15 protein-coding genes are annotated in these 21,338 nt (G+C 71.2%); 6 read left to right on the forward strand and 9 right to left on the reverse strand.

The features are described from left to right. Nucleotides 1–20: 20 nt before the first annotated feature. A complete protein-coding gene (locus AB0A63_RS20155) occupies nucleotides 21–959 on the reverse strand; it encodes an NADP-dependent oxidoreductase (RefSeq protein WP_360393301.1) in 939 nt (312 codons plus the stop codon). Nucleotides 960–1,087: 128 nt separating this feature from the next. Here AB0A63_RS20155 and AB0A63_RS20160 point away from each other — a divergent pair, with 128 nt between their 5' ends. Then, nucleotides 1,088–1,585 carry a MarR family transcriptional regulator gene (locus AB0A63_RS20160; RefSeq protein WP_360393303.1) on the forward strand — a complete coding sequence of 166 codons (498 nt, stop codon included), beginning with the start codon at nucleotides 1,088–1,090 and terminating at the stop codon, nucleotides 1,583–1,585. A 19-nt stretch (nucleotides 1,586–1,604) separates the two neighbouring features. Here the strand turns inward: AB0A63_RS20160 and AB0A63_RS20165 are convergent, their stop codons facing one another. Genes AB0A63_RS20165 through AB0A63_RS20195 form a run of 7 tightly spaced genes read right to left on the reverse strand, consistent with a single transcriptional unit; the run spans nucleotide 1,605 to nucleotide 9,241 of the window. Further along, nucleotides 1,605–1,910 (reverse strand): hypothetical protein, encoded by a 306-nt coding sequence (locus AB0A63_RS20165; RefSeq protein ID WP_360393306.1) that lies wholly within the window; start codon nucleotides 1,908–1,910, stop codon nucleotides 1,605–1,607. Between the two features lie 3 nt (nucleotides 1,911–1,913). Beyond that, a complete protein-coding gene (locus tag AB0A63_RS20170; RefSeq protein ID WP_360393309.1) occupies nucleotides 1,914–2,261 on the reverse strand; it encodes a hypothetical protein in 348 nt (115 codons plus the stop codon). After that, nucleotides 2,258–3,139, reverse strand: a complete 882-nt coding sequence (locus tag AB0A63_RS20175) for an immunity 49 family protein (RefSeq protein ID WP_360393312.1) — start codon at nucleotides 3,137–3,139, stop codon at nucleotides 2,258–2,260. The genes AB0A63_RS20170 and AB0A63_RS20175 overlap by 4 nt, the downstream gene beginning before the upstream one ends. Nucleotides 3,140–3,187: 48 nt before the next feature. Next, nucleotides 3,188–4,048, reverse strand: a complete 861-nt coding sequence (locus tag AB0A63_RS20180; protein WP_360393314.1) for an immunity 49 family protein — start codon at nucleotides 4,046–4,048, stop codon at nucleotides 3,188–3,190. 3 nt (nucleotides 4,049–4,051) lie between these two features. Next, nucleotides 4,052–4,915 (reverse strand): hypothetical protein, encoded by an 864-nt coding sequence (locus tag AB0A63_RS20185; RefSeq protein ID WP_360393316.1) that lies wholly within the window; start codon nucleotides 4,913–4,915, stop codon nucleotides 4,052–4,054. Continuing rightward, nucleotides 4,912–5,580 (reverse strand): hypothetical protein, encoded by a 669-nt coding sequence (locus AB0A63_RS20190; RefSeq protein ID WP_360393319.1) that lies wholly within the window; start codon nucleotides 5,578–5,580, stop codon nucleotides 4,912–4,914. Before AB0A63_RS20190 ends, AB0A63_RS20185 begins: the two co-directional genes overlap by 4 nt. Nucleotides 5,581–5,590: 10 nt before the next feature. Next, nucleotides 5,591–9,241, reverse strand: a complete 3,651-nt coding sequence (locus AB0A63_RS20195) for a hypothetical protein (RefSeq protein WP_360393321.1) — start codon at nucleotides 9,239–9,241, stop codon at nucleotides 5,591–5,593. Between the two features lie 321 nt (nucleotides 9,242–9,562). On the opposite strand from AB0A63_RS20195, the gene AB0A63_RS20200 reads away from it, so the two are divergent. Genes AB0A63_RS20200 through AB0A63_RS20220 form a run of 5 tightly spaced genes read left to right on the forward strand, consistent with a single transcriptional unit; the run spans nucleotide 9,563 to nucleotide 19,497 of the window. Beyond that, nucleotides 9,563–10,171, forward strand: coding sequence for a hypothetical protein (locus tag AB0A63_RS20200; protein ID WP_360393324.1), 609 nt, complete (start codon nucleotides 9,563–9,565; stop codon nucleotides 10,169–10,171). Between the two features lie 5 nt (nucleotides 10,172–10,176). Continuing rightward, a complete protein-coding gene (locus tag AB0A63_RS20205) occupies nucleotides 10,177–12,258 on the forward strand; it encodes a papain-like cysteine protease family protein (RefSeq protein ID WP_360393326.1) in 2,082 nt (693 codons plus the stop codon). Between the two features lie 32 nt (nucleotides 12,259–12,290). Further along, complete coding sequence (locus AB0A63_RS20210) at nucleotides 12,291–14,390, forward strand: hypothetical protein (protein ID WP_360393329.1); 2,100 nt, start codon at nucleotides 12,291–12,293, stop codon at nucleotides 14,388–14,390. 26 nt (nucleotides 14,391–14,416) lie between these two features. Next, the gene (locus AB0A63_RS20215) at nucleotides 14,417–18,034 is read left to right on the forward strand and encodes a S8 family serine peptidase (RefSeq protein WP_360393332.1); all 3,618 of its coding nucleotides are present in this window, start codon (nucleotides 14,417–14,419) and stop codon (nucleotides 18,032–18,034) included. Then, entirely contained in the window at nucleotides 18,031–19,497 is a 1,467-nt protein-coding gene (locus tag AB0A63_RS20220) for a hypothetical protein (protein WP_360393335.1), read from the forward strand. Before AB0A63_RS20215 ends, AB0A63_RS20220 begins: the two co-directional genes overlap by 4 nt. 9 nt (nucleotides 19,498–19,506) lie before the next feature. On the opposite strand, the gene AB0A63_RS20225 is transcribed toward AB0A63_RS20220, so the two are convergent. After that, nucleotides 19,507–21,240: a glycoside hydrolase family 99-like domain-containing protein gene (locus tag AB0A63_RS20225; protein WP_360393338.1), complete on the reverse strand. Its 1,734-nt coding sequence runs from the start codon at nucleotides 21,238–21,240 to the stop codon at nucleotides 19,507–19,509. Between the last annotated feature and the right edge of the window lie 98 nt (nucleotides 21,241–21,338).

Here is a 21,338-nt window from a genome sequence, read left to right on the forward strand (position 1 = left end):
CACCGCCGTCGTCGTCCTCCTCAGTCCCCGGTGCCGACGAGGACGACGACCTTGCCGGCCACCGCACCCGCGGCGTGCAGCGCGGGCAGCTCGGCGAGCGGCACCCGCTGACCGACGTCGATGAGCAGCTCGCCGCGGTCGACCAGCCCGACCAGCCGCGCCAGCTGCTCGGCGTCGCTGCGGACGTAGAGGTCGATGCCGCGCACGTCGCGTGCCTCGTCGGAGGGCGCGGGCATCCACACCGTGGTGTTCACGACGACCCCGCCCGGTCGCACCAGCGTGACGAGCGCGGCCAGTTCCTCCGGGGCGACCGGCGCCAGGTTGAGCACGAGGTCGACCGGCTCGGTGACCGCCGCGGTCACGCTCGTGGCGGTGTGGTCGACGACCTCGTCGGCCCCGGCGGTACGCACGGCCTCGGCGCTGCGCGGGCTGGCCGTGGCGATGACGTGCGCACCGGCACCCTTGGCCAGCTGCACGGCGTGCCCGCCGACCGCTCCACCCGCGCCGTTGACCAGCACCCGTTGCCCGGCCTTCAGCCGGCCGTGGTCAAACAGCGCCTGCCACGCGGTAAGCCCCACCACGGGCAGTGCGGCGGCATCGGCCAACGGAATCCCCTTGGGTGCCCGTGCCAGCGCTTCCGCCGGTGCGAGCGCGTACTCGGCGGACGCACCCGGCTTGGTCATCGGCAGGAAGGCGACAACTTCGTCACCGACGGACCAGCCGGTCACGCCCTCGCCGAGCGCGTCGACCGTGCCGGCGACGTCGAGACCGGGTGTGTGCGGCAGCTCCACCGGGATCGCCCCCTGCATGAAGCCGGCGCGGATGTTGCCGTCGACGGAGTTGAACGACGTGGCGGCCACCCGGACCCGCACCTCGCCGGCGCCGGGCTCCGGCTGCTCCACGTCCTCGTGGCGCAGGACCTCGGGGCCGCCGTACTCGTGGAAACGCACTGCCTTCATGGCTCTCTCACTTCCGCTGTTGTGCTTCGAACTCGAAGCAACTGAGGACGACGCTACAGCCTGCTTCGAATTCGAAGCAAGAGATGTGCTCGCTGTCACTTCGAATTCGAAGCAGTAGACTGCCGGGCATGCCCGCCCCACCGCCGTCGCTCGACCCGGCCCAGCTCGGCGCGTACTTCACGCTCGTCGAGGTGACGAGCCTGCTGCGGCACGCGGTCGAGCAACAGCTGAAGGAGGCAGGCGACCTCAGCTATGTGCAGTTCCAACTGCTGGCCCGCCTCGGCGACGCGCCCACCGGCAGCCACCGCATGACCGACCTCGCCGACGGCGTCGTCTACAGCCGCAGCGGCCTGACCTACCAGGTGGGCCTGCTGGAGAAGGCGGGCCTGGTCACCCGCACGCAGTCACCCGACGACGAACGCGGCGTCACGGTCACCATCACCGACACCGGCCGCACCCTGCTCGCGCAGGTGCTCCCCGGTCACATCGAGGTGGTCAGCGGCCTGCTCTTCGACCGCCTGTCGCCCGATGACGTCCAGACCCTCGCGGACCTGCTGACCCCGGTCCGCGACCACATGCGTGCGGCCCCGCCCCGTTCCGCGGCACCGCGCCGGCGCAAGCGTTGACCAACACGCCCGGTGTCTCTCAGTCGACCTGGTGGGTCAGACCCGCTTCCTCGCCCTTGCGGTCGCGGTCGAACTGGAGGAACCTCAGCGCCTCGCCGCGTCCGCCGTTCTGCCAGCGTTCGAGCAGCTCTTCGTAGAACAGGAGCCCACTCCGGAACGCCTCCCGCTCGGTGCAGTAAGCGATGATCTGCCGCAGAGGGTCCTCTGACGAGCCGGTGTCGAGGACAAGGCGACAACCCGGTGCCATCAACCAGTAGTGCGGTGGACGCCTGCGGTCAACGGGCCGCAGCAACGACTTCTCGGCCCCGCTCGCAAGCTCCTCCACCGTTCACTGGTCGAGCTCCGGAAGTGCGGCGTTGTGCACGAAGTCGTGGAGCACCTGGCCGGCGTTGTCCGACCAGAGGTTCACGCCAAGCGGACCGCCGCGCACCTCGTCCATGCGCATCCCGTAGGACAGCGCCCATCGGAACCGGTCGAGCACAAGAGGTTCGACAGCCGCCAAGAACCAGCCTTCGTCGGAGTACGCGCTCTTGTCGAAGCCGATCCACGAGACGGTCCAGTCCCACGGCTCCCGGACCAGCACCGTCTGTTTGCCCCGGCCGCGCAGAGACCACCGGCCCGGTAATGACGGCGCCAGTTCCCCGGCGAGCTGGTGCCAGCGTTCGCGGAGCTTCACCGCGGAACGACCGGTGGGCAAGAGGTCTGGTACTCGCCGGCCCACGAACCGAGTACGAGGTGCTTGGGCAGGTAGTCCGATTCGACCTCGACGTTCAGCCCGGAGTCCTTCGCGATGCACGCGAGTCCGAGCGGAGCCAACGCGATCAGACCGCGCGGATCGTCCGCCAGCTTGCTGTCTGCGGTGAAGTAAGCCTTGTGCTGTTCGAGGGCCTGCGCGAGCGCTTCGTTGAACTCACGCTCGTGGTTGCTGCGCACCATGTTCAGGAACGTGTTCATCACCGGGAAGGCAAGGCGCAGCGCGTACTCCGGTGGACTGACCGTCAGCCGCTCGGGATCGGTCGCGGCCATGGCCTCAGCCAACGACTCGGCCATGCCCGGCTCGCCCTTCGTGAACATTTGCAGCGTGCGGGCCCACAGTGCGTCGAGCTCCTCGTACTGGTTACCCGACGCCTTGATGATGTCCAACGGGAACGAGGCGAGCAGGTCGATGCACTTCCTGTCGCGGACGATCACCGCGAGCCAGAAGGCGTCCAGCCACCGCTTGAAGTTCGCGAACTCCACCGGCCCGGTCGCCGGGATGTGGACCGTCCGCTCGCCGATCAACCACTCGACGGTGCCTTCAGTGGCGCCGGCCGCAGCGTAGATCCCGGTGGTGACCTGCATCGCCTGGACAACGGCGTCCCACGTCGTCAGGTTCTCCGCGGACGGGTCGAGCACCGTGGCGTAGCCGATCCGGTCGACCGCGCCCATCTGCAGCACGGGCAGGCGCGCGGCCGACTGCTCGACGCTCGCCGCGCCCTCCGGGACGACGGTGACGTAGTACTCCAGCTGCTCCTCAGCCCACTCGGCATCGGTGGGATGCCGGGGGACCTTCATCGTTCAGCCACCGCTCGAAAGCACAGATTTCAGGAACACGGAGAACGGTCACGAAGTCCGGTACTCGCCGACCCACGAGCCGAGCAGCAGGTGCTTGGGCAGGTAGTCCGACTCGACCTCGACGTTCAGCCCGGAGTCCTTGGCGATGCACGCAAGCCCGAGCGGAGCCAGCGCGACGAACCCGCGCGGGTTGTCGGCGAGTTCGCTGTTCTCCGTCCAGTAGGCCTTGAACTGTTCCAGCGCCTGCACAAGAGCCTCGTTGAACTCGCGTTCGTGGTTGCTGCGCACCATGTTCAGGAACGCGTTCATCACCGGGAAGGCAAGGCGCAGCGCGTAATCCGGCGTGCTGACCCTCAGCCGTTCAGGATTGGTCGCGGCCATCGCCTCGGACAGCGCCTCGGCCATGCCCGGCTCGCTCTTCGTGAACATCTGCAAGGTGCGGGCCCACAACGCGTCGGACTCCTCGTACTGGCCGACCGACTCCTTGATCATGTCCAACGGGAACGAGTCGAGCAGGTCGAGGCACTTCTTGTCGCGGACGATCGCCGCGAGCCAGAAAGCGTCCAGCCACCGCTTGAAGTTCGCGTAGTGCACCGGCCCGGTCGCGGGGATGTGGACCGTCCGCTCGCCGATCAGCCACTCGACGGTGCCCTCGGTGGCGCCGGCCGCGGCGAAGATGCCAGTGGTCACCTGCATCGCCTGCACCACGGCGTCCCAGGTGGTCAGGTTCTCCGCGGTGGGGTCGAGCACCGTGGCGTAGCCGAGGCGGCTGAGGGCAGCGGGGTGCAGCACGCTCAGTCGTTCGGTCGACTGCTCGACGCTCGCCGCGCCCTCCGGAACGACCGTGACGTAGTACTCCAGCTGCTCCTCAGCCCACTCGGCATCGGTGGGATGACGTCGTACCTCCACCGGTCAGCTGCCGTCCGGAAGGGCTTCGATGAGGGAGCGCAACGCGGTCGGCAGGTGAGCACGCGCGGTGTCCTCACCGGTCACTTCGATCTCGACGCGGTGGAACGTCCCCTCCGCCCACCAGTAGACGCCGCTGTCGAACGGGTCGCGCGCGTCGTCCCGCATGGACTTCGCGATGCGGCTGAACGGGACCAGGAAGTCGACCGCCTCCTGCGACGTGACCTCGTGCACCAGCACCGCGCTGTACTGCGGAACCGCGACGAGAATGCCGTGCGGCGCGTCACCCGCCGTGAAACGGGTGAGCGACATGAGGATCGCGCTGACGTAAGGGTTGCCGTCCTGGGCGACCACGCGGACGACCACGCCGTTGGGCAGGGTGTGGTCCCGGACGTCGAGGTTCGTCAGCTCGTTGGTGATCGTCTGCTTGACCGCTCGGCGGCCGATCTCGTCGACCGACATGCCCAGCGCCGCGATCTGCGAGTAGGTCAGCGCCGAGACGCGGGTTTCGTGGTCGACGACGACCGCGACGTCGAACTGCTCGTCGTACGGGAGCACCAGCACCTCGTCAGGCGGGGTGTCCTCGTGTGGCTTGAGCTGGACGCGCAACTGCTCAGCGGACGTGGTGCCACCCGCCTCGGCCGCCGCGAGGTCGGTCTTGAGCGTGGCGAGCCAGCTCGTGACGAGGTCCGACCACTGCTCGGCGGGTGTCGTCGCCGCGGTCTTCGCCAGGGTGTCGAGCGAGATCCGCGCCCGGCCCTCTGACACGGGCACGAGCACCTCGCCGCGCTCGGCGTCGAACGAGGCTTCCGGTGCCACCAACGGCAGTTTCTGCAGCACGGCCTCGATCAAAGCGGGTGGGGCGGTCACGCCGTGCCTCCGTCGATCACACGGGTGAGCCCCGCTTCTTCGAGCTTGCGGTCGCGGTCGAACTCGAGGAACCTCAGCGCCTCGTCGCGTCCGCCGGCCTGCCAGCGTTCGAGCAGTTCCTCGTAGAAGGGAAGCGACTTGGTGAACTTGCCATGTTCGTTGATGTAGTCGATGACCTGCCGCAGCGGTTCTTCCGGTGATCCGGTGTCGAGCACGACGCGGTAGCCCGGTGCCAGCATCCAGTAGTACGGCGGGCGCCTCTGCTCGACAGGGCGCTGCATCGACCTGTCAGCGGCACCGGCGAACTTCTCCACCGTCCACTTGTCGAACAACGGCAGCGCCGCGTTGTGCGCGAAGTCGTAGAGCACTTGGCCAGCATCATCCGACCAGAGGTCCACCCGTCGTGGGCCGCCTTGAACCTCATCCATGCGCAGCCCGAACGTCCGAGCCCACCGGAACTGCTCAAGCACCAGCGGTTCCACGGCGGCTTGGAACCAGCCTTCTTCAGAGAACGAGCTCCGCTCGAAGCCGATCCACCGCACGGTCCAGTCCCACGGCTCCTGGACGAGTGCCGTGAGGTCGCCGCGGCCGCGCAGTGACCATCTGCCCGGCAGCGACGGCGCCAGCTCCTTCGCCAGTTCGTGCCAGCGCTCGACGAGTTTCATGCGCCCCACTTTAGCGAGAGTGGACCGGGGGAAGTTTGCCCTGGTCAGCGAGCTGATGGTTGATCGTTTCCGGGGTCTTCACCGGGTCGAGCCGCTTGTTGACCTCCGTGGCCCACGAGTTGCTGATGACGTCTTGACCGGTCTTCAAGTCCCAGACGTGCGCGGTCTCCCACTGAAGCTCGCCTTCCTCGTCACGGAACTGTCGTTCCAGGATGAGGTCAGGGCGCTTGGAGTCCTTCGTACCGCGTGAAACCTCCGCGCCATTTTCGTCCCAGGACGTCTCAACGCGGATCCGGTACCCGGACTCGTGATCGATGAGGTCGTTCATGTCCTCTTCGACCTGCTTTTCGAACCGGTTGTGCGTCTCGGTGCCCTTGAACATCTCCTCGGGCAGGCCCTTTTCTTCGATGGGCCTCTTGTACCTGTCCTTGAGCTCGTCTTCCCATCGGCTGTCGACGTCGTCCCAGGCGTCGCGCGAGTACTGGTCGAAGCGTTCCCGCACCTGTTCGCGGATCTCGTCGACCTGTTCCTGGATGCGCGCGCGGTCGGCGGGATCCGTCTTGTCCCAATCGGGGTTGTTCTTCGGGGTCTGCGGCTTGTCGTCCTTGGGCGTGTCCGCATCGTCCTTCGGCGTGTCCTCGCTGCGGTCGCGGGCGTCGGCGCCGTCGGTGTCCTTCTGGCTGCCGGGCGCGTAGCCGTCGTCGCCGACCTTGGTCTTCGTGCCGTCCGGGTGGTGGGTCTCCCACTCGCCGTTCGGCGGGATCTTGGGCTTGCGGGTGCCGTCGGGCCCGATCTCCGCGTCACTGGTGAAGACGCGGCCGTTGGCGTCGGTCCACGCGGGCTTGGTCGGTGCGACGACCGGCGCGTCGAGGTGGCGGGACAGCTGCTGGGCGAAGTCGTTGCTGCCCGCGTCGCAGCCGATCAGGCGGACCGGGCGGCTGCCGTCGTAACCGCCGCGGCGCAGCATGTCCGCGTACTCGGCGGGGGTGTAGTCGTGCCCGCCGATGCGAGCCCGGCCGTCCGGCGTGATGTGGACGTCCGCCGTGAAGAACCGCGGGTCGTTCGGCACGCGGTGCGGCAGGTCGCCCATGTCCGGGTCACCGCCGTGGTGCGACACACCGGCGGGCGTCTGCTCGGCGTGGCGCTCGTGCGCGGTGGCCGGGTCGGGCCGCTCGTCGGCGTGGCTGGTGGGCGTGTCGCCGTCCGGTCGGCCGTCCGCGTCGTGGTGGCCGGGGCCGTCGGGCTTGTTCGCGTCGGGGTGCGTCCCATCCGGACGACTGCCGTCGGGGTGAGTGCCGTCAGGACGAGCGCCGTCGGGGCGGGTGCTGTCCGGGCGGGTGCTGTCCGGGCGGGACGTGTCGGGGCGGGAGCCGTCGGGACGGTTGTGGGGCTGGCCGGGTGCGTCGGGGCGCTGGCCGGGGTGGGTCGTGGGGTTGTCGAAGCCGCGGGGGCGTGCGCCGTCGGGGTGGGTGGGGCCTGGACGGTGCGGTGTGGGGGAGTCCGGCCTGCTCGGGCCGTTGGGGTGGCCGCCGGGGGCGTCGGTGCGTGGGCGTGAGGCGTCCGGGCGGGGGCCGTCGGGGCGTGATCCCGGGGTGTCGGGGCGTCCGCCGGGGCTGTGGGTACCTGGGGTGTGCGGGGTGCCGGCGTGCGGGGCGTTCGGGCTGCCGGGGGACGGCGAGAAGCCCTGCTGCTGGGGCACGTGCGGGGAGTTCGGGGTGGTGTGCGGAGCGTCGGCGTGGGGGGTTGCCGACTGCGGGCGGGTTGGCACGTCCGTGCGGCCTGCCGCCGAGGTCGTTCCCGGGCCCTGCGGTGCGTCGGGGGAGTGCGGGGCGTTCGGGCTGTGCGGTGCGCTGGGGCCCGAAGGCGCGTGCGGGGTGGAGGGGCCGCCGTGGGGCGCGCTCGGGGCCGAGGGAGCGTTCGGGGCTGAGGGGGTGCTGGGGCTGTGAGGGGCGTTGGGAGTCGAAGGCGCGCTCGGGCCGCCGTGCGGAGCGGTTGGGCTGTGCGGAGTTCCTGGGCTGGAAGGCACGTTCGGCGACGACGGGGTGTTCGAGCTGTGCGGCGCGTTGGGAGTGGTGGGAGACGACGGCGCGGTGGGGCCGCTGTGGGGTGCGCTCGGGGTGCCTGCGTGCGGCGCAGAAGGTGCGCTGGGCGAGTGCGGGGTGTTCGGGGAGGACGGGCTGAAGTTCGGCTGCGACGGCGCGGACGGGCGGGCCGAGGAAGGTGACGTGTCCGGTGTGCGCTGGGACGGCATGCCGGAGCCGGTGTCGCCGCGGGAGCCGGGGGTGCCGGTCCAGCCCTGGTTGCCGGGGCGGCCTGCGGCGGGGGAGGACGGGGTGTTGCCGCCGGCGTTCGGGGTGCTGCCCATCGGGCCCGACTGGGACGACGACGGGGTGGTGTCCGGAGTGCGCGGGGGCTGCGGGGCGTGGGGGACGTCCGTGCGCAGCGGGGCCTCGGGGGTGGCGACCGAGGACTGGGTGGTCTGGCCGGTGTTGCGCGGAGGTGCTGCCGGGGTGTCCGGAGTGGACGGGGCATCCGGCGTGCGGGACGGGTTAGGGGTCGACGACGGCGACGAGCCGTCGGGAGCGCGCGAAGGGCCGTCCGGAGTCGACGACGGTGACGAGGGAGAAGAAGGTGACGACGGTGACGAGGGAGACGACGGCGACGGCGAGCTGTCCGGAGACGAAGGCGACGAGGGTGAAGACGGCGAGGACGGTGAAGACGGCGAAGAGGGCGAAGAGTCCGGAGTGGACGAAGACGGCGAACCGGAGTGCGACCCCGACGGAGACCCGGACGGCGTCAGGTCCGGAGAGTTCGTGCTGTGGAACAGCCCACCGGGCTTGATGGACTTCGTCGAGATCACGTCCAGGCCGGTCACCTTGCCGACCAGCTTCCCGACGACCTTCATGATCTTCGTGAAGATCTCGACCAGCTTGCCCAGCAGCGGCGAGACCTTCTTGATCGTCTTGATCAGCTTCTGGATCAGCTCACCGATCCGCGTGGCCCACTTCGAGATCGCCGTCACGGCCTGCGCCACGATCACCGGCGTACCGAAACCGAGCGTGAACACGGCCTCCAGCACCCACGTGATCAGCTTCGCCACCAGGTCCGCGATCAGGTCGCGCACCATCTCCCGCACGAACCCGACGACCATGCCCATCACACCGACAACGGTCCCCACGGACCCAGCGGCAGAAGCGGCACCCGACAACGCATCCAGCTGACCACCCGCCGCAGCACGGTAAGCGTCCGCGGCAGGACCCGTCCAGGCAGAAGTGCCGTCGACCGCGGACTTGTACTCCGCCGCGACCTTGCCGACCTCCTCGGCGACCTTGCCCCACGTCGCCGAGTACGACTCGATCACCGGCGGATTGCCCGCCAGCCAGTCCAGGGCCTCCTTCAACGGCTGCATGTGCTCCATCAGGAACGAGGCCGCCGAAGACAGCAGGGTGCCGAACGGGTCGATCGCCATCGAGGCGGCGTCGGCGACCAGGCCGACCATGCCGAGGCCACCCTCGATCCAGTTGCCGTCCTTGATGCCGTTGAACGTGTCCATCGCCGACTCGGCGATCGAGATGCCCGTGGCCCAGCCGTTGTCGCCGGTACCCGCGTTCATGAACCCCGACGGCGCGGCGTCGGGCTTGACCACCAGGGGGTTCGACATCACAGGCCTCCGGTGGTCTTCACGCTGGTCTGCACGGGCACCGTGACGTCCCTCCCCGAACGCGGTACTTCCTCGCTCGAAAGGATGACGCAACGCTGCGTCACGCGGTTCCGTTCGGTTCGCAGTTGGTCCGGATGGAGCAGGCCCGATCGAGGAACCGCAAGCACCAGCGTTACCACACGACCACTTGGCGTAGCGGCAACTGGGCCAAAAGTGTGAACAACCACAAGACCTGTATCAGCGAACCCCCGACGGAGCCTCAGGGTGCCGACCCGGCTGACGGCCGTGGTCACCCCTGGAGTCCGGAGGTGGGTGAGCGCGATGGCTCTCGACGATGGTGACGCTCTCTGGTACTGGAACGGCAACGTCTCCCGCACGAAGAACATCCCCCAGTCCCAGTGGTTCGGGACCAGCGCGCCGCAGGACTACGGCGGGCACGGGTGGGAGATCTCGAACTTCGTCGTGTACGGGAACGAGGTCGTGGAGGGACAGCCGCACATGAGGGGCGGCGACGGCAGCTTCTCCTGGCTCAACAACAACCCCGGCAACATCACCGCCGGCGGGCCCACCTACGGCGCCTACCCCGGCAAGGTCAACTGGCACAACTTCATGATCTTCCCGTCCTGGGACCTGGGCTACGACGCGATCCGGCAGCTGCTGCGCGGGCCCGGCTACGCGCACCTGTCGATCCTCGCGGCGTTCAACCGGTACGCGCCCGCCTCCGACGGCAACGACCCGGTGCGCTACGCCAACAACGTCGCCGCCGCGGTCGGGTGTGACGTCAACACCGTCGTCGGTGACCTCAGCGACGACGAGGTGCTGGAGATGCAGAACGCGATCACCGACATGGAGGGCGCGGTCGCCGGGTGGTCCTACGCGCGGGACGACTCCGCGTTGCCGCAGGCCGTCTTCGACGCGATCTGGTCGTGACGGTCATGAGCGCCCCGACGCAGACGCTGACCGCGGTCGCCGCGGACGCCGCCCACTGGGACGTCGGCGGCTACCGGATCTGGGCGAGCACGGAACCGCAGGTGCTGCTCTACCAGCGCACGGAGCTGCGGTTCGCCGTGGACTCGCAACGACGGCCCATCGCCACCGTCACCCGCTACCGGGAGTGGACGGGCACCGGTTTCCAGACCACCGGGGGAGCGGCCACCTTCGAGTTCTCCGGCAGCCTCACCGAAGACCCGGCGGTGCTGCTGTCGTTGCAGGACACCTGGACGCGGGCGATCCGCGCCGACGGCTACCTCGGCGAGGACCCCCGTTACGCGCCGATGCCGGTGCGCGACGCCGCGCTGTCCGCGGAGGTCGACGCGGTCCGCACCACGACGACCGGCACCACGGTGCAGGTCGAGCTCGCCGCGGCCGAGGCCGACCGGTGGGCGGCGGCGATCACGGACAAGGGCCCGGTAGCCGGAACGATCACCCTGACCTGTTCGTACCCGCGGCTGATGCCACCGGCCACGTCCGTCGTCCGGTTGCACGGCCGCAAGGTCTACAACGGACTGGCGGCGGTGCTCACCAGAGCGGAGGACGGCGAGATCTCCGGCACCACCGGGGAGATCCGGGCGGCGTGGGCCGAGCTCGTGCGCACCGGCGCGGTCGAGGTCACGTTCAGCGGCTCACCGGCGGGCGATCTGCTCGCCGCCAGGGACGCCCTCGTCGACCAGATCAGGGAGAACCTGTTCGACCTGATGTTCGCCGTCCGGCAGGAGGCCACCACCGGCCCGCCGATCTGCGTGCTGCGCTGGAAACGGGCCGCCGACGTGCCGGACCTGCCGTTGAGCGTCACGGTCGGCGGGCTGACCTGGCTCACCGGGACGACGGTGGTGGGCGTCGCGGAGTTGTTGGCACGACTGAACTCCAGCGTGGTGCGCGACGTTGATGCCGCGGTGTCGGTGCCCGTGCAGGTGACCGTTCAGCCGTGCGAGCTCGTGGCGTCGGTGTCGGTGTCGCTGGACTTCGGCGACCTGCGGCCACCGGCGGTGCTGACCTTCGACAGGGCCGGCGGCACCCGCACGACCACGGTCACGACCGAGCACCCCGCGCAGCTCACCGTCGAGCACCGCACCCAGATCGTCTTCAGCGCGCCGCACCTGCCCGTGGTGTCGGTGCACGAGACCACCGAGCCCGGATCACCCCACGTCCACGTGCGCCCGGAGCAGTGGCTGGTGAAGCAGGAGATCTTCCTGGCGGTCTTCGACGACGACCGGCCCGCCGGGCGTGCGGACGACGTGGTCAGCCTGACCGCCAAGTGCGGCAACACCGTCTGGTCGGCCACCCTCGCACCGGACGGCGCGGTGACGGTCCACTACCCGGCGACCGGAGACCGGCACGCCCTCTGCACGGTGATCGTCGCCGGTTCCGTGGGCGGACAGCTCGTCCAGGGTTCTCGCGAGCTCCCGGCCGACACCCGTGTCGTGCTGCTGCTGGTGCAGAACGGATCACTGCGCGTCCTCACCGGCGACGAGGCCGGCGACGAGGTGGTCGACCGGCCGCTCGGCACACCGCTGGTGCGCAGGCAGGTCCCGCCGGACGCCGAAGTCGGCCGGCCCGTCTCGGTGACCGTGCCCGTGGCGCTGGTGCCGCAGCCGACCACCACGTCCGGCTGGGCGGCGGCACTGGCGGCGCTGGTCGAAGCCCGCGAGCACGAGGCCATCACCCCCGCACAGGTCGCGGCCGACGCCGGCCTCGACCTCGACACCTCCTACCCGTGGCAGCGCATCCGCGCGGCGGTCGGCACGTGGCGGCTGGCCGAGGAACGCGTGACCGGCCTGTCCCCGCGCGACTGGGCGGCGCTGCTGCGGGAGTGGGGCCCGGTCTGGGCGGTCCGGCCGGACGCGCCGCACCGGGGCGTCGTCGTCTGCGGGATCGACGGCGACGGCACCCCGGAGGGGACCTCGGTGCGGGTCAACGACCCGTGGCCGCCGTTCGCAGGCACCGCCGAGCACATCACCTTCACCCGGTTCGACCGCGAGTTCGGCGCCGGAGCCGAGACCGCGCTGGTGCACGGCTGATCGCCAGGCATCCGACACGAGGAGAAACGACCATGGCAACCTTCCTCACCGAGAGCGTCCCGGTCAGCCTGTCCGGAGCGCTCGGCACGGCGGGCAACTACACGCTCTACAACTGCGACCAGCCCAACCTGGTGCTCTACGTCGCCAGACAGCCGCGGCTGATGCTCGACGACCGGGGCAAGCCCGGGGTCGCGGTCACCACCTACACCACGCAGCAGCCCGACGGCAGCATCAAGATCGCCAGTGGTGCGGCGACGATCGCCGTCAACACCACGCCGACGATGGACGCGGCGACGATCGACCAGGCCAAGGCGCTCGTCGCGGCCCAGGGCATCGCCGACCCGAACCTGGTCCGGTTCCACCCGCTCACCACGCAGAAGGGCAAGGCGCGGCTCAACCTGCCCACCATCGCGGGTGCCTCCGACCAGGCCCACAACGAGCGCGACGTCGGCACGCCCGGCGGGTCGCTGTCGTTCATGGCGAACCTGACCGAGGTCGGCGCGCTGGAGTGGGCGCAGGGCATCCGCACCGGCACCGGGATCAACGGCGACATCACGATCAGCTACGAGTACCTGCGCCGGATGCCCGACATCGGCGCCGAGGTGCGGGTGCACGGGCGCCGCATGTTCGAGCACTTCTCGGCCGCGCTCGACGTGAGCTACAACGGGTTCTTCTTCGGCGGCAGCGCCAAGATCGAGTCCGCGTGGGACGAGCTGACCCGCAACGGCACCGTCGAGGTCGTGTTCTTCAACCAGGGCCTGCCGCCGGACCTGGAGGCGCTGCGCCAGGAGATGGTGAAGACGTTCTCCCAGCAGGCGCAGAAGATCCTGTTCGAGCAGATCTTCGCGCCGATGCCGGAGGTGGCGCCCGCCCAGGCCGAGCACGGCGGCGGGTTCTTCGGTGGCGCCGGCTTCGCGCTCAAGTGGAAGCAGCAGTCCGACGCGATCGACTTCACCCAGCGCATCGAGTTCCGCGGCACCACCTGGCTCACCCAGACCATGGACATCTCGCTGGCGGCCCTGTTCAGCGGCCTGGACCCGGCGTGCCTGACGAACGTGCCCGCACAGCAGGCGTTCGACTCGGTCGTCCTGGTCGACGCGGACGAGCAGCTGGAGAGCGCCTCGGTGTCGCTGAGCTACAGCGAGGGCTCCATCCCGCGGGCACCGGTGTTCGGCAAGGAGGGCGGCACCGAGCGCTACACCGTGGTCAGCACCCGGCCCGGCGACGTCGTCGTCAACTGCGTCACGCAGCTCAACTTCGCGACACCGCGGTGGCCGATCGTCAAGGACGTGCAGCGGCGCACCGTCGGCGAGGGCGGTGACCAGATGGTCATCAAGGCCTCCGCGTCGGTCGGGCGCACCGAGATCTACCTGTTCGTCACCGAGAACGGGCGCATCGTCCTCAACCCGACCACACCGGCGGAGGACTTCCTGGTCCTCAACGTCAGCTACGAGGGGCCGCACCTGAGCGCGCCGCTGCGCGACTCGGCCCGCCTCGACACCGCGACACCGGTCAACTTCGCCTACCCGCTCGACCTGCAGGGCCGGCCGGGTGTCGCGAAGTTCAGCGCGTTCGGCCAGATCGGCGGCCGCATCCGGCGGGCACCGGAGACGGTGATCCCGCCGTCCGACACCGCGGTGTTCATCCTCGCCGACCTCACCACCGGCGCGGTCCGGCTGGTCACCAGCGAGACCCAGCTGCCGGAGGCCGGTGACGTCGCGCTCGCCCTGGTGCGCGGTCAGGCCAGGCCGATCGTCGTGGACCTCACGCCGAAGCGCCCCGACCAGGAGACGAAACCGCACAGGCCCAGGCCGTTGCCCGCCCGTCGCCCAGAGGGCATGAAGCGGCCGCAACCGGAGCAGCCGCGCCCGGAGAAGCCCCGGCCGGAGTCGGGCCGCCCGGCGGCGCCCGGTCGTCCTGGTGAGCTGATCCGCGGCTGGACCGTCGGCGTCGAGTACGGCCGCGGCGGCACCTCGCTGTGGGTGCGGCTGGCCGACGGGACGTCACGGCAGGTGCGACTGCGCCCGTCGGACGACTGGAGCGCGTTCGAGAAGGAGAGCCGCGACGTCGAGGTCCGCCTCGACGGCAGCGGCGAGTACGTCGACACCATCCGGACGACGCTCACCGTCTGATCCGGCTGGCCACGGAGGAGGGCACGATGCCGCACACCTATCTGGTGCCCGCACACGCACCACAGCCCGGCGAACGGCTCGTGCACTCCTACGGCAACGGTGCCGCGGTGGTCGAGGTGGCCACCGCGGCCGACCGGCCGCGGGACGGCGACCACGTCGGCACGGGCGGTCTCCGGTTGCCGGCCAGGGCGAACCGCACCGCCGTCTCGGCCGCGCGCCGGTCGATCCGGCAGGCGCTGGGCCACCCCGCGCCGGAGGACGAGCCCGACGTCGCCGCCTACGTCGAGTTCGTCGCACCACCGGACCTGCGGTGGCTGGCCGAGGTCCGCGACCGCGGTGTCGTGCTGCTGGGCTACCAGCCGGAGAACAGCTACCTCGTGCGGGGACGGCGCAGCGACCTCGCCGCGCTGCCCGAGGCGGTGCGCACCAGCGAGGGCGACCCGGCGATCCGGTCGGTGACCGAGCTGACCGGCGCGCTCAAGACCGCACCGCCGCTGCTGGCCGAGGACGGCGAGGACGCGGTCGTGGTGCTCGCCGCCGCCCCGCGGGAACGCGCACGGGTGGTCGCCGCGGTCGGCGCCGTCGTGGAGCTGGTGCCCGGTGCGGGCAACGACGTGCTCGACGAGCAACGCGTGCGGGTCCGCGCCCGTGTCGGCGCCGAAGGGCTGGACCGGCTGCTGGCGCTGCCGGTGGTGCTGTCGGTGGAGTCGTTCGGCGACGCCGAGCAGGAGGACGAGGTCGCCGGGCTCGTCGTGGCCGGGCAGCTCGACCTCGCCGGGCGGCCGCACGGTTCCTACGACGAGTGGCTGACCGCGCACCACGTCGACGGCTCCGGTGCGGTGATCGGCATCGTCGACGGCGGTGTCGACGTCGGCCACCCCGCGTTCGCCAGCCGGGCCGAGGACCTCGCCGGTGGCCGCAAGGACTGGCACGCCACCATGGTCGCGGGTCACGCGGCCGGGGCGTACCGGACCGAACGCGACGGTGCCGGGTTCAGCTACGGGCTGGGCACGGCACCGGCGGCGACGGTGCTGTCGCAGGACTTCGGCCGCCCCGGCCGTGAGCTGTGCGGCGAGACCACCGCGCAGGCGGGCCGGTCGATCGCGATCCAGAACAACTCCTGGGGCCGCAAGCTCGCCGACCCGATGGACTACGGCTCGGAAGAAGCGTTGTACGACAGCATGGTGCGCGCCGCGGACGGCGTTCCGCTGACCGTGTGCTTCTCCTCCGGCAACAACGGCCGGTCCGGGCTGACCCGGCCCAAGGCGGCGAAGAACGTCATCGTCACCGGCAACTCCGAGAACTACCGGCCCGACGTCGGCGGCCCCGACAGCGACGACGTCCGCGACGTCTACACCGGCTCGTACCCGTCCAGCCACGGCAACTGCGGTGACGGGCGGATCCGCCCGCACGTCGTCGCACCGGGGGAGTGGACCGCCTCCGCCGCGCACGGCGTGTTCCCCGGCGAGGTCGACTACGTCAGCGACCTGATCACGTGGGGCGGCGGGTCCTCCGGCGCCAGCCCGAAAACGGCCGGGGCGTGCGCGTTGCTCGCCCAGTGGTGGCGGCGCTGGCACGGTGGCGTGAACCCCTCGCCGGCGATGCTGCGCGCGCTCGTCGTCAACGGCGCCGAGCCGATCGACACCGGTGGCCCGGTCCCCAACAACCAGCAGGGCTGGGGCCGGCTGTCGTTGCGCGAGCTGCTCGACCCGGCCGTGGCGTGCCTCGCGTTCGACCAGGCCGACCTCCTGACCGGACAGGGGGAGACCCGCCGGTTCCAGGTCCGTGCGGCCGACCCGGCGCGGCCGGTGAAGATCACTCTGGCCTGGACGGACCCACCGGGCGCGATCGGCAGCGGCACGGCGTCGGCGAGCCCGGTGGTCAACCGGCTGGCGTTGCGCGCCAAGGAGGACGGCGGACGCACGTGGCGCGGTGGCGCCGACCGGTTCCGCGGCGGCTGGACGATGGCCGACAGCGCGCTGACCGGTGCCACGCCGACCGGTGCCGTGCTGCGCGAGGAGGGCGCGGACAACCTGCAGTGCATATACCTCCCCGCAGGCGAAGTGCGCGCGCTGGAGGTCACGGTGACCGCGCTGACGCTCACGACCGACGCGTTCACCGGCGGGTTCGAGCGGCCGGGGCAGGACTTCGCGCTCGTGATCACGAACGCCGAGGTCGACCACACCGCGTCCGGCACCACCGTGGTCGCGGGCATCGCGAGCGGAGCTCCCGTTCCCGAGCTCACCCCCGACGAGGCCGCGTGGTGGGCGGAGGGCTCGGCCGCAGAACCGGAGTCCGCCCCCGGCCGGTGGCGGGAGGCCACGGACACCTCCGCGAGCGTCCTGTCGGCGACCGGAGCGCGGTTGCACCTGGTGGCGGAGGAGGCGACGGGCCTGGCCGGTGCCGCCGCGGCCGTCCGGGAGCACGTGGACGGTGTGGACGCGGTGGACGCGGTGGCACTGCTGGGGTTGCCCGCCGGCACGCCGATCACCGAGTCCGGAGTGGACTCGGTGCGGGCCCTGGCCGGACGGGCCGACGTGCACGTGGTGTCCGACGACCCGGACCTGCTGGCCCGGCTCGCCACCGCGGTCGGCGCCGGCACCCGCGTGCGCTACCGGCTCGCCGACCACGCACCGGACCTGGGCGCGGTGCTGCGCGACACCGCGGTGGAGTCCGCGGGGCTGCAACAGGTCCTGCTCACGCGGGTGCCCGCCGACGAGGGTGTCGCGGTCAGCTTCGGCGTGGTCGCGGCGGACAGCACGCTGGTGCTCGTGTTCCCGGCGCGCACGACCGCGATCTCCGTGCAGCGACCGGGAGAGCCCGCCGCCGCACCGGGTCCGGGCACGCGGGTGGTGGAGCACGCCGACCGCACCGAGCTGGTCGTGGACCGCGCGGGCGAGGTGCCCGGCACGTGGACGGTCCGGGCGGTGTTCGCCGAACCGGTCGCGGGCGAGCCGGTCGTGGGCAAGCCGGTCGTGGGCAAGCCGGTCGTGGGCGAGCCGATCGCGTGGGTCCGCGGCGGTGTGGGCCTGACCGTCGAGACACCGGAGGTCGCGCCGGGCCGGCGGTTGCTGCGCGTGAGTGCCGCGCCCGGCTCGTCGCTGCGGCAGGTCTCGTTGCCGCCCACCCGGTTGGCGCGCACACCCGACCCGGAGGCCGGACGCCCGCTCGTGCTGCGGGTGCGGCCGTCGCGTGCGCACCGCGACCGGGAGAGGGGCAACCCGGAGGCGGCGGCCCGTGCCGCGTCGGTGCCCGCGTTCGGTCACGTCGTCGACCTGCCCGGCGGACCGGCGGTGCTCGACGTGCCACTCGACGTGGTCGGCGCCGACACCGACGGCACCGCGTTCGCCCGCCGCGCCCGCGCCGGTGTCGTCGTCACCGGCGCCGCACCCGACCTCGCCGGCCACCTGCCCCTGCAGGTCACCGGCCGCATCACCGAGGTCCGCTACCACGGCGGAACCGTCACCGGCGTGCGCGTCACCGCCGGCGCCCGCAGCCGTGAGCTGCTGGTCCGCTCCGAAGACCTGGGCGCCGCGCTCGCCGCGATGGACATCAGCCACCCGGTCGTGCTCGGGGTGCGCGGCGCCGACCTGGAGTGGGTGTTCCTGCCGTTCTCCACCACCACCTCGAAGGAGCAGCCGTGAAGGAACGCGTCCTCGCCCTCGACCTGATCGACTCCTACCCCGTCGAGCAGCCGGAACTGCTGCACGAGCCGGACGACTACGGCGTCATCCCCCGGTGGACGCCGGAGGAGGTGCCGCAACGCCTGCTGTACCCGCTCTACCAGGACGTCGAGCAGGAGGTCGTCGACCTGCCGCCGTTCGACCACGACCCGGGGTTCGTGGTGTGCCCCGACGAGACGCTCGACGTCCTGTGGTTCACCCCGACCTCGCTCGCCCTCACCGACTTCGCCCTCACCGTGCGCCGCGAGGTCCGCCCCGACGGCGCCGTCGTCACGACCGGCGGTTCCGCGGTGATCTCGGTGAGCGCGTACGTGGGCAGGCCGTACGTGGAACGGGTCGCACGGGAGCGCTGGACGTGGCGGGACAGCCTGCCGCTGCCGGAGGCCCGCCGCGCGCCGTTCACGGTGCTGCCCGCCGTGCTGCAGGGCCTCACCGTCGACCTGGAGCTGCCCGCGGGGGTCGCCGCGGCGCCCGCGATCATCACCGCCTCACCGCTGGCCGGTGCCGCGACGATCGCCGTGGAGCTCACCGAGTTCGGCGTGCTGGCCTGGCGCACCGCGCTGGAGCAGGGCGTGGCCCGCACGATCCCCGGCACGGTCCGCGCCACGGCGGTGATCCCGACCGCCAACCCCGACGACTGGTACCCCGGGGTCGAACACCACACGCTCGACACCCCGCTCGGCACGCTGCTGGCCGGCCGCGGCGCGGCCGACGTCCGCCAGGTCGACCCGCAGCAGACCGTCTCCCCGACCGTGGTCGTGGTGGGCAGCCAGCTCGTGGCGTCCTCCACCGTCACGCTGCGTCCCTCCACCGGCCAGGCACCGTCCTCTGCGGTCTTCGGGCCCGGCGGCGGGCGGGTCACCACCGCCGTCGTGACCCAGCACCCGGACACCGTCGGCGTGGAGTGGAAGGCCGAGGTCGCCTTCACCCCGCCGCGCTGGCCGGTCGTCCCCGCCTCCGGCCGGCTCGACAGCACCAGCGGGTGGATCACGATGGTCAAACCCGAGTCGTGGTGCGTCGGCTACGTGCTCGCGATCGTCCCGGTGGACGCCGCGGGCCGCCCGGTGCCGGCCTCGACCCGCGCCGGCGACCGCGTGCAGGGCGTCCTCAACTTCACCGCGCCCTACGTGTCCGGCGGCCTGCTCTCCTCCGCGTTCGACGCCGAGTACGGCCGCCCGACGAGCCTCGTGCTGCCCCGCTTCCCCGACCAGCCGTTCGGCGACCTGGTGCTGACCGTGTTCGCCACCTGCGGCGGCGTGCTGGGCCAGGCATCACGCCGGCTGGGCGCGGACGACGTCGTGGTGACCGCGCTGGCCTACCCGGACGGCAGGGTGGAGCTGCACACGAGCACCGAGTCGTTGCCGGAGGCGCCGACCGGGCTCACGAAGCTCCTCGCGCGGCTCGGTGAGCTGGCCAGGGGGTGACGCCCGGCCTCACGGCACGGCGACGCACCCGGTGCCGTTCCTGAGCCGCAGCTCGGACCGGACGATGTCGAGGTACCGGCACCCGTCGCGCTCGTTCGGCTCGATGACGCCACCCTCGTGCCACTCGTTCCAGGCGTACAACAGCACGAAGTTGTCCACGGCCGACGACCGCGCGGACGCGTCGACGTCGTCCCGGACGGCGCCCAGCACCCTGCGGAAACCCTCCGGCGACTGGTCCTCGTACCAGCGGAAGGCCGCGTGCAGCTTGGCCTTGGCCTCCTCGGAGCTGTCACTGGACGTCACCGGGTCCTGCGTGCTGATGCCGATCCGCGGCCGTTCGTCGAAGTCCGACGTGGCGCACCGGACCACGGCACCGGGGATGGTGCCGAACCACTCGCGCTCCCCGGCCACGTACTGCTCGTACGAGCCGGTGAACCGCCCGGGGCAGTAGCTGCCGTCGACCCCGTGCTGCGGCCCCGGGAACCCGTTGTCAGTGGTCATCGTGATCATGACCTCCTCACCGAGCGTGGCCCTGGCCCGCGTCCGGATCGCGTCGGTGAACCGCCGCACCGCCGCGTCGTCGATCTCGTCGCTCTTGTCGTTCTCCGGCCGGTCGTTGACCTTGCCGATGCCCCGCACGTCGCAGAGCTGCAACATCGGCCGCCCGTCGTTGGCGCGCAGGATGTTCGGCTGGCTGAGGTAGTCGTCGACGAGGATCTCCGCGGCCCTGTCGATCTGCTCGGACGGCATCCGCAACGTCCCACCGGCACCACCGCGCCACGGGTGGATGCACGGCAGCACCGTGAACTTCATGTCACCCCGGTTCCGCGCGGCCAGGAACGCCCGCAACCCCGCCGCGTACTGCTCGTCGGCCGCGCCGGGGTTCCAGTACCAGTAGAACGCGAAGTGGTCGAGCCCCGCGCCTGCGGCCTGCTTGATGTGCCGCTCCAGCGTCTCCGGCTTCGAGTCGTCGTAGTACCCGATCGACGGCTTGAGGTGCGAGAAGTCCTCATCCGGCCAGTGCCGCACCGCCTTCGGGTTGCCGTCCCGCGCGTGCCGGACACCACCCCACCAGTCGTTCTCGAACTCCTTGCCGTAGTACCGCCCGATGCGGTCCATCATGGCCCGGTTGCCTTGCGCGTCGAACGCGCCGAAGTAGATCGCCCCAGCCCGGATCCACCGCGGGTACACGTACCCCAGGGGCCCGTCGACCTGGTCGTACCCGAGCGCCCGCATCGCCCCCAACCGCGACGCCAACGCCGGCCGCCACGAGTCGGCCGCCCCCTCCTTGTGCACCCGGTAGAGCACCTCGGTCCCCGGCTGCGGCGACACGGACACGTGCCCAATCACCCCCTCGTACCGGAACAACGGGTCGTCCCCGGAGGTCAACTGGTCCCGCTCAGCCGCGGACGACGTGAGCATGTACGCGATCCGCCCCTGCTTGCGCAGCCGGTACAACGGCGTCGACCCCTCGAACGCCTGCCGCCGCAGGTACCCCACCCGCGCATCCGCCTGCACCTGCATGCCGTGCACTTCGGCCGCCGTCTTGGCCTCAGCCTGCGACAACGTCCAGAACAGCCCCTGCTCGTGCGGCGTCGCCAACTCCAGCAAGGGCACCGGGTCGGTCACCTTGCTCTCCGGACTGCCACTCGCGACCGCGACCGTCGGCGGGTCGTTGGAGATCGTCAACAGCAGCGAGGCCGCCAGGACGGCGACTGCCAGCAACGAGACGAGAAACCGCACGGTGCCATGATGCAGGACGACGGCGCGAAACTGTCCTCATCGGAAGTGTGATCCGAGCTTGAGGGCGGCTTCGTGGCGTCGTTCTTGCTGGTGAGCGG

This window comes from Lentzea sp. NPDC042327, from assembly GCF_040647275.1.
Taxonomy (GTDB): domain Bacteria; phylum Actinomycetota; class Actinomycetes; order Mycobacteriales; family Pseudonocardiaceae; genus Lentzea.

What these genes read in the sequence shown, in the direction of transcription:
- AB0A63_RS20155 (WP_360393301.1), bottom strand. Translation starts at nt 959, where the DNA reads ATGAAGGCAGTGCGTTTCCACGAGTACGGCGGCCCCGAGGTCCTGCGC.
- AB0A63_RS20160 (WP_360393303.1), top strand. Translation starts at nt 1,088, where the DNA reads ATGCCCGCCCCACCGCCGTCGCTCGACCCGGCCCAGCTCGGCGCGTAC.
- AB0A63_RS20175 (WP_360393312.1), bottom strand. Translation starts at nt 3,139, where the DNA reads ATGAAGGTCCCCCGGCATCCCACCGATGCCGAGTGGGCTGAGGAGCAG.
- AB0A63_RS20190 (WP_360393319.1), bottom strand. Translation starts at nt 5,580, where the DNA reads ATGAAACTCGTCGAGCGCTGGCACGAACTGGCGAAGGAGCTGGCGCCG.
- AB0A63_RS20195 (WP_360393321.1), bottom strand. Translation starts at nt 9,241, where the DNA reads ATGTCGAACCCCCTGGTGGTCAAGCCCGACGCCGCGCCGTCGGGGTTC.
- AB0A63_RS20200 (WP_360393324.1), top strand. Translation starts at nt 9,563, where the DNA reads ATGGCTCTCGACGATGGTGACGCTCTCTGGTACTGGAACGGCAACGTC.
- AB0A63_RS20205 (WP_360393326.1), top strand. Translation starts at nt 10,177, where the DNA reads ATGAGCGCCCCGACGCAGACGCTGACCGCGGTCGCCGCGGACGCCGCC.
- AB0A63_RS20210 (WP_360393329.1), top strand. Translation starts at nt 12,291, where the DNA reads ATGGCAACCTTCCTCACCGAGAGCGTCCCGGTCAGCCTGTCCGGAGCG.
- AB0A63_RS20215 (WP_360393332.1), top strand. Translation starts at nt 14,417, where the DNA reads ATGCCGCACACCTATCTGGTGCCCGCACACGCACCACAGCCCGGCGAA.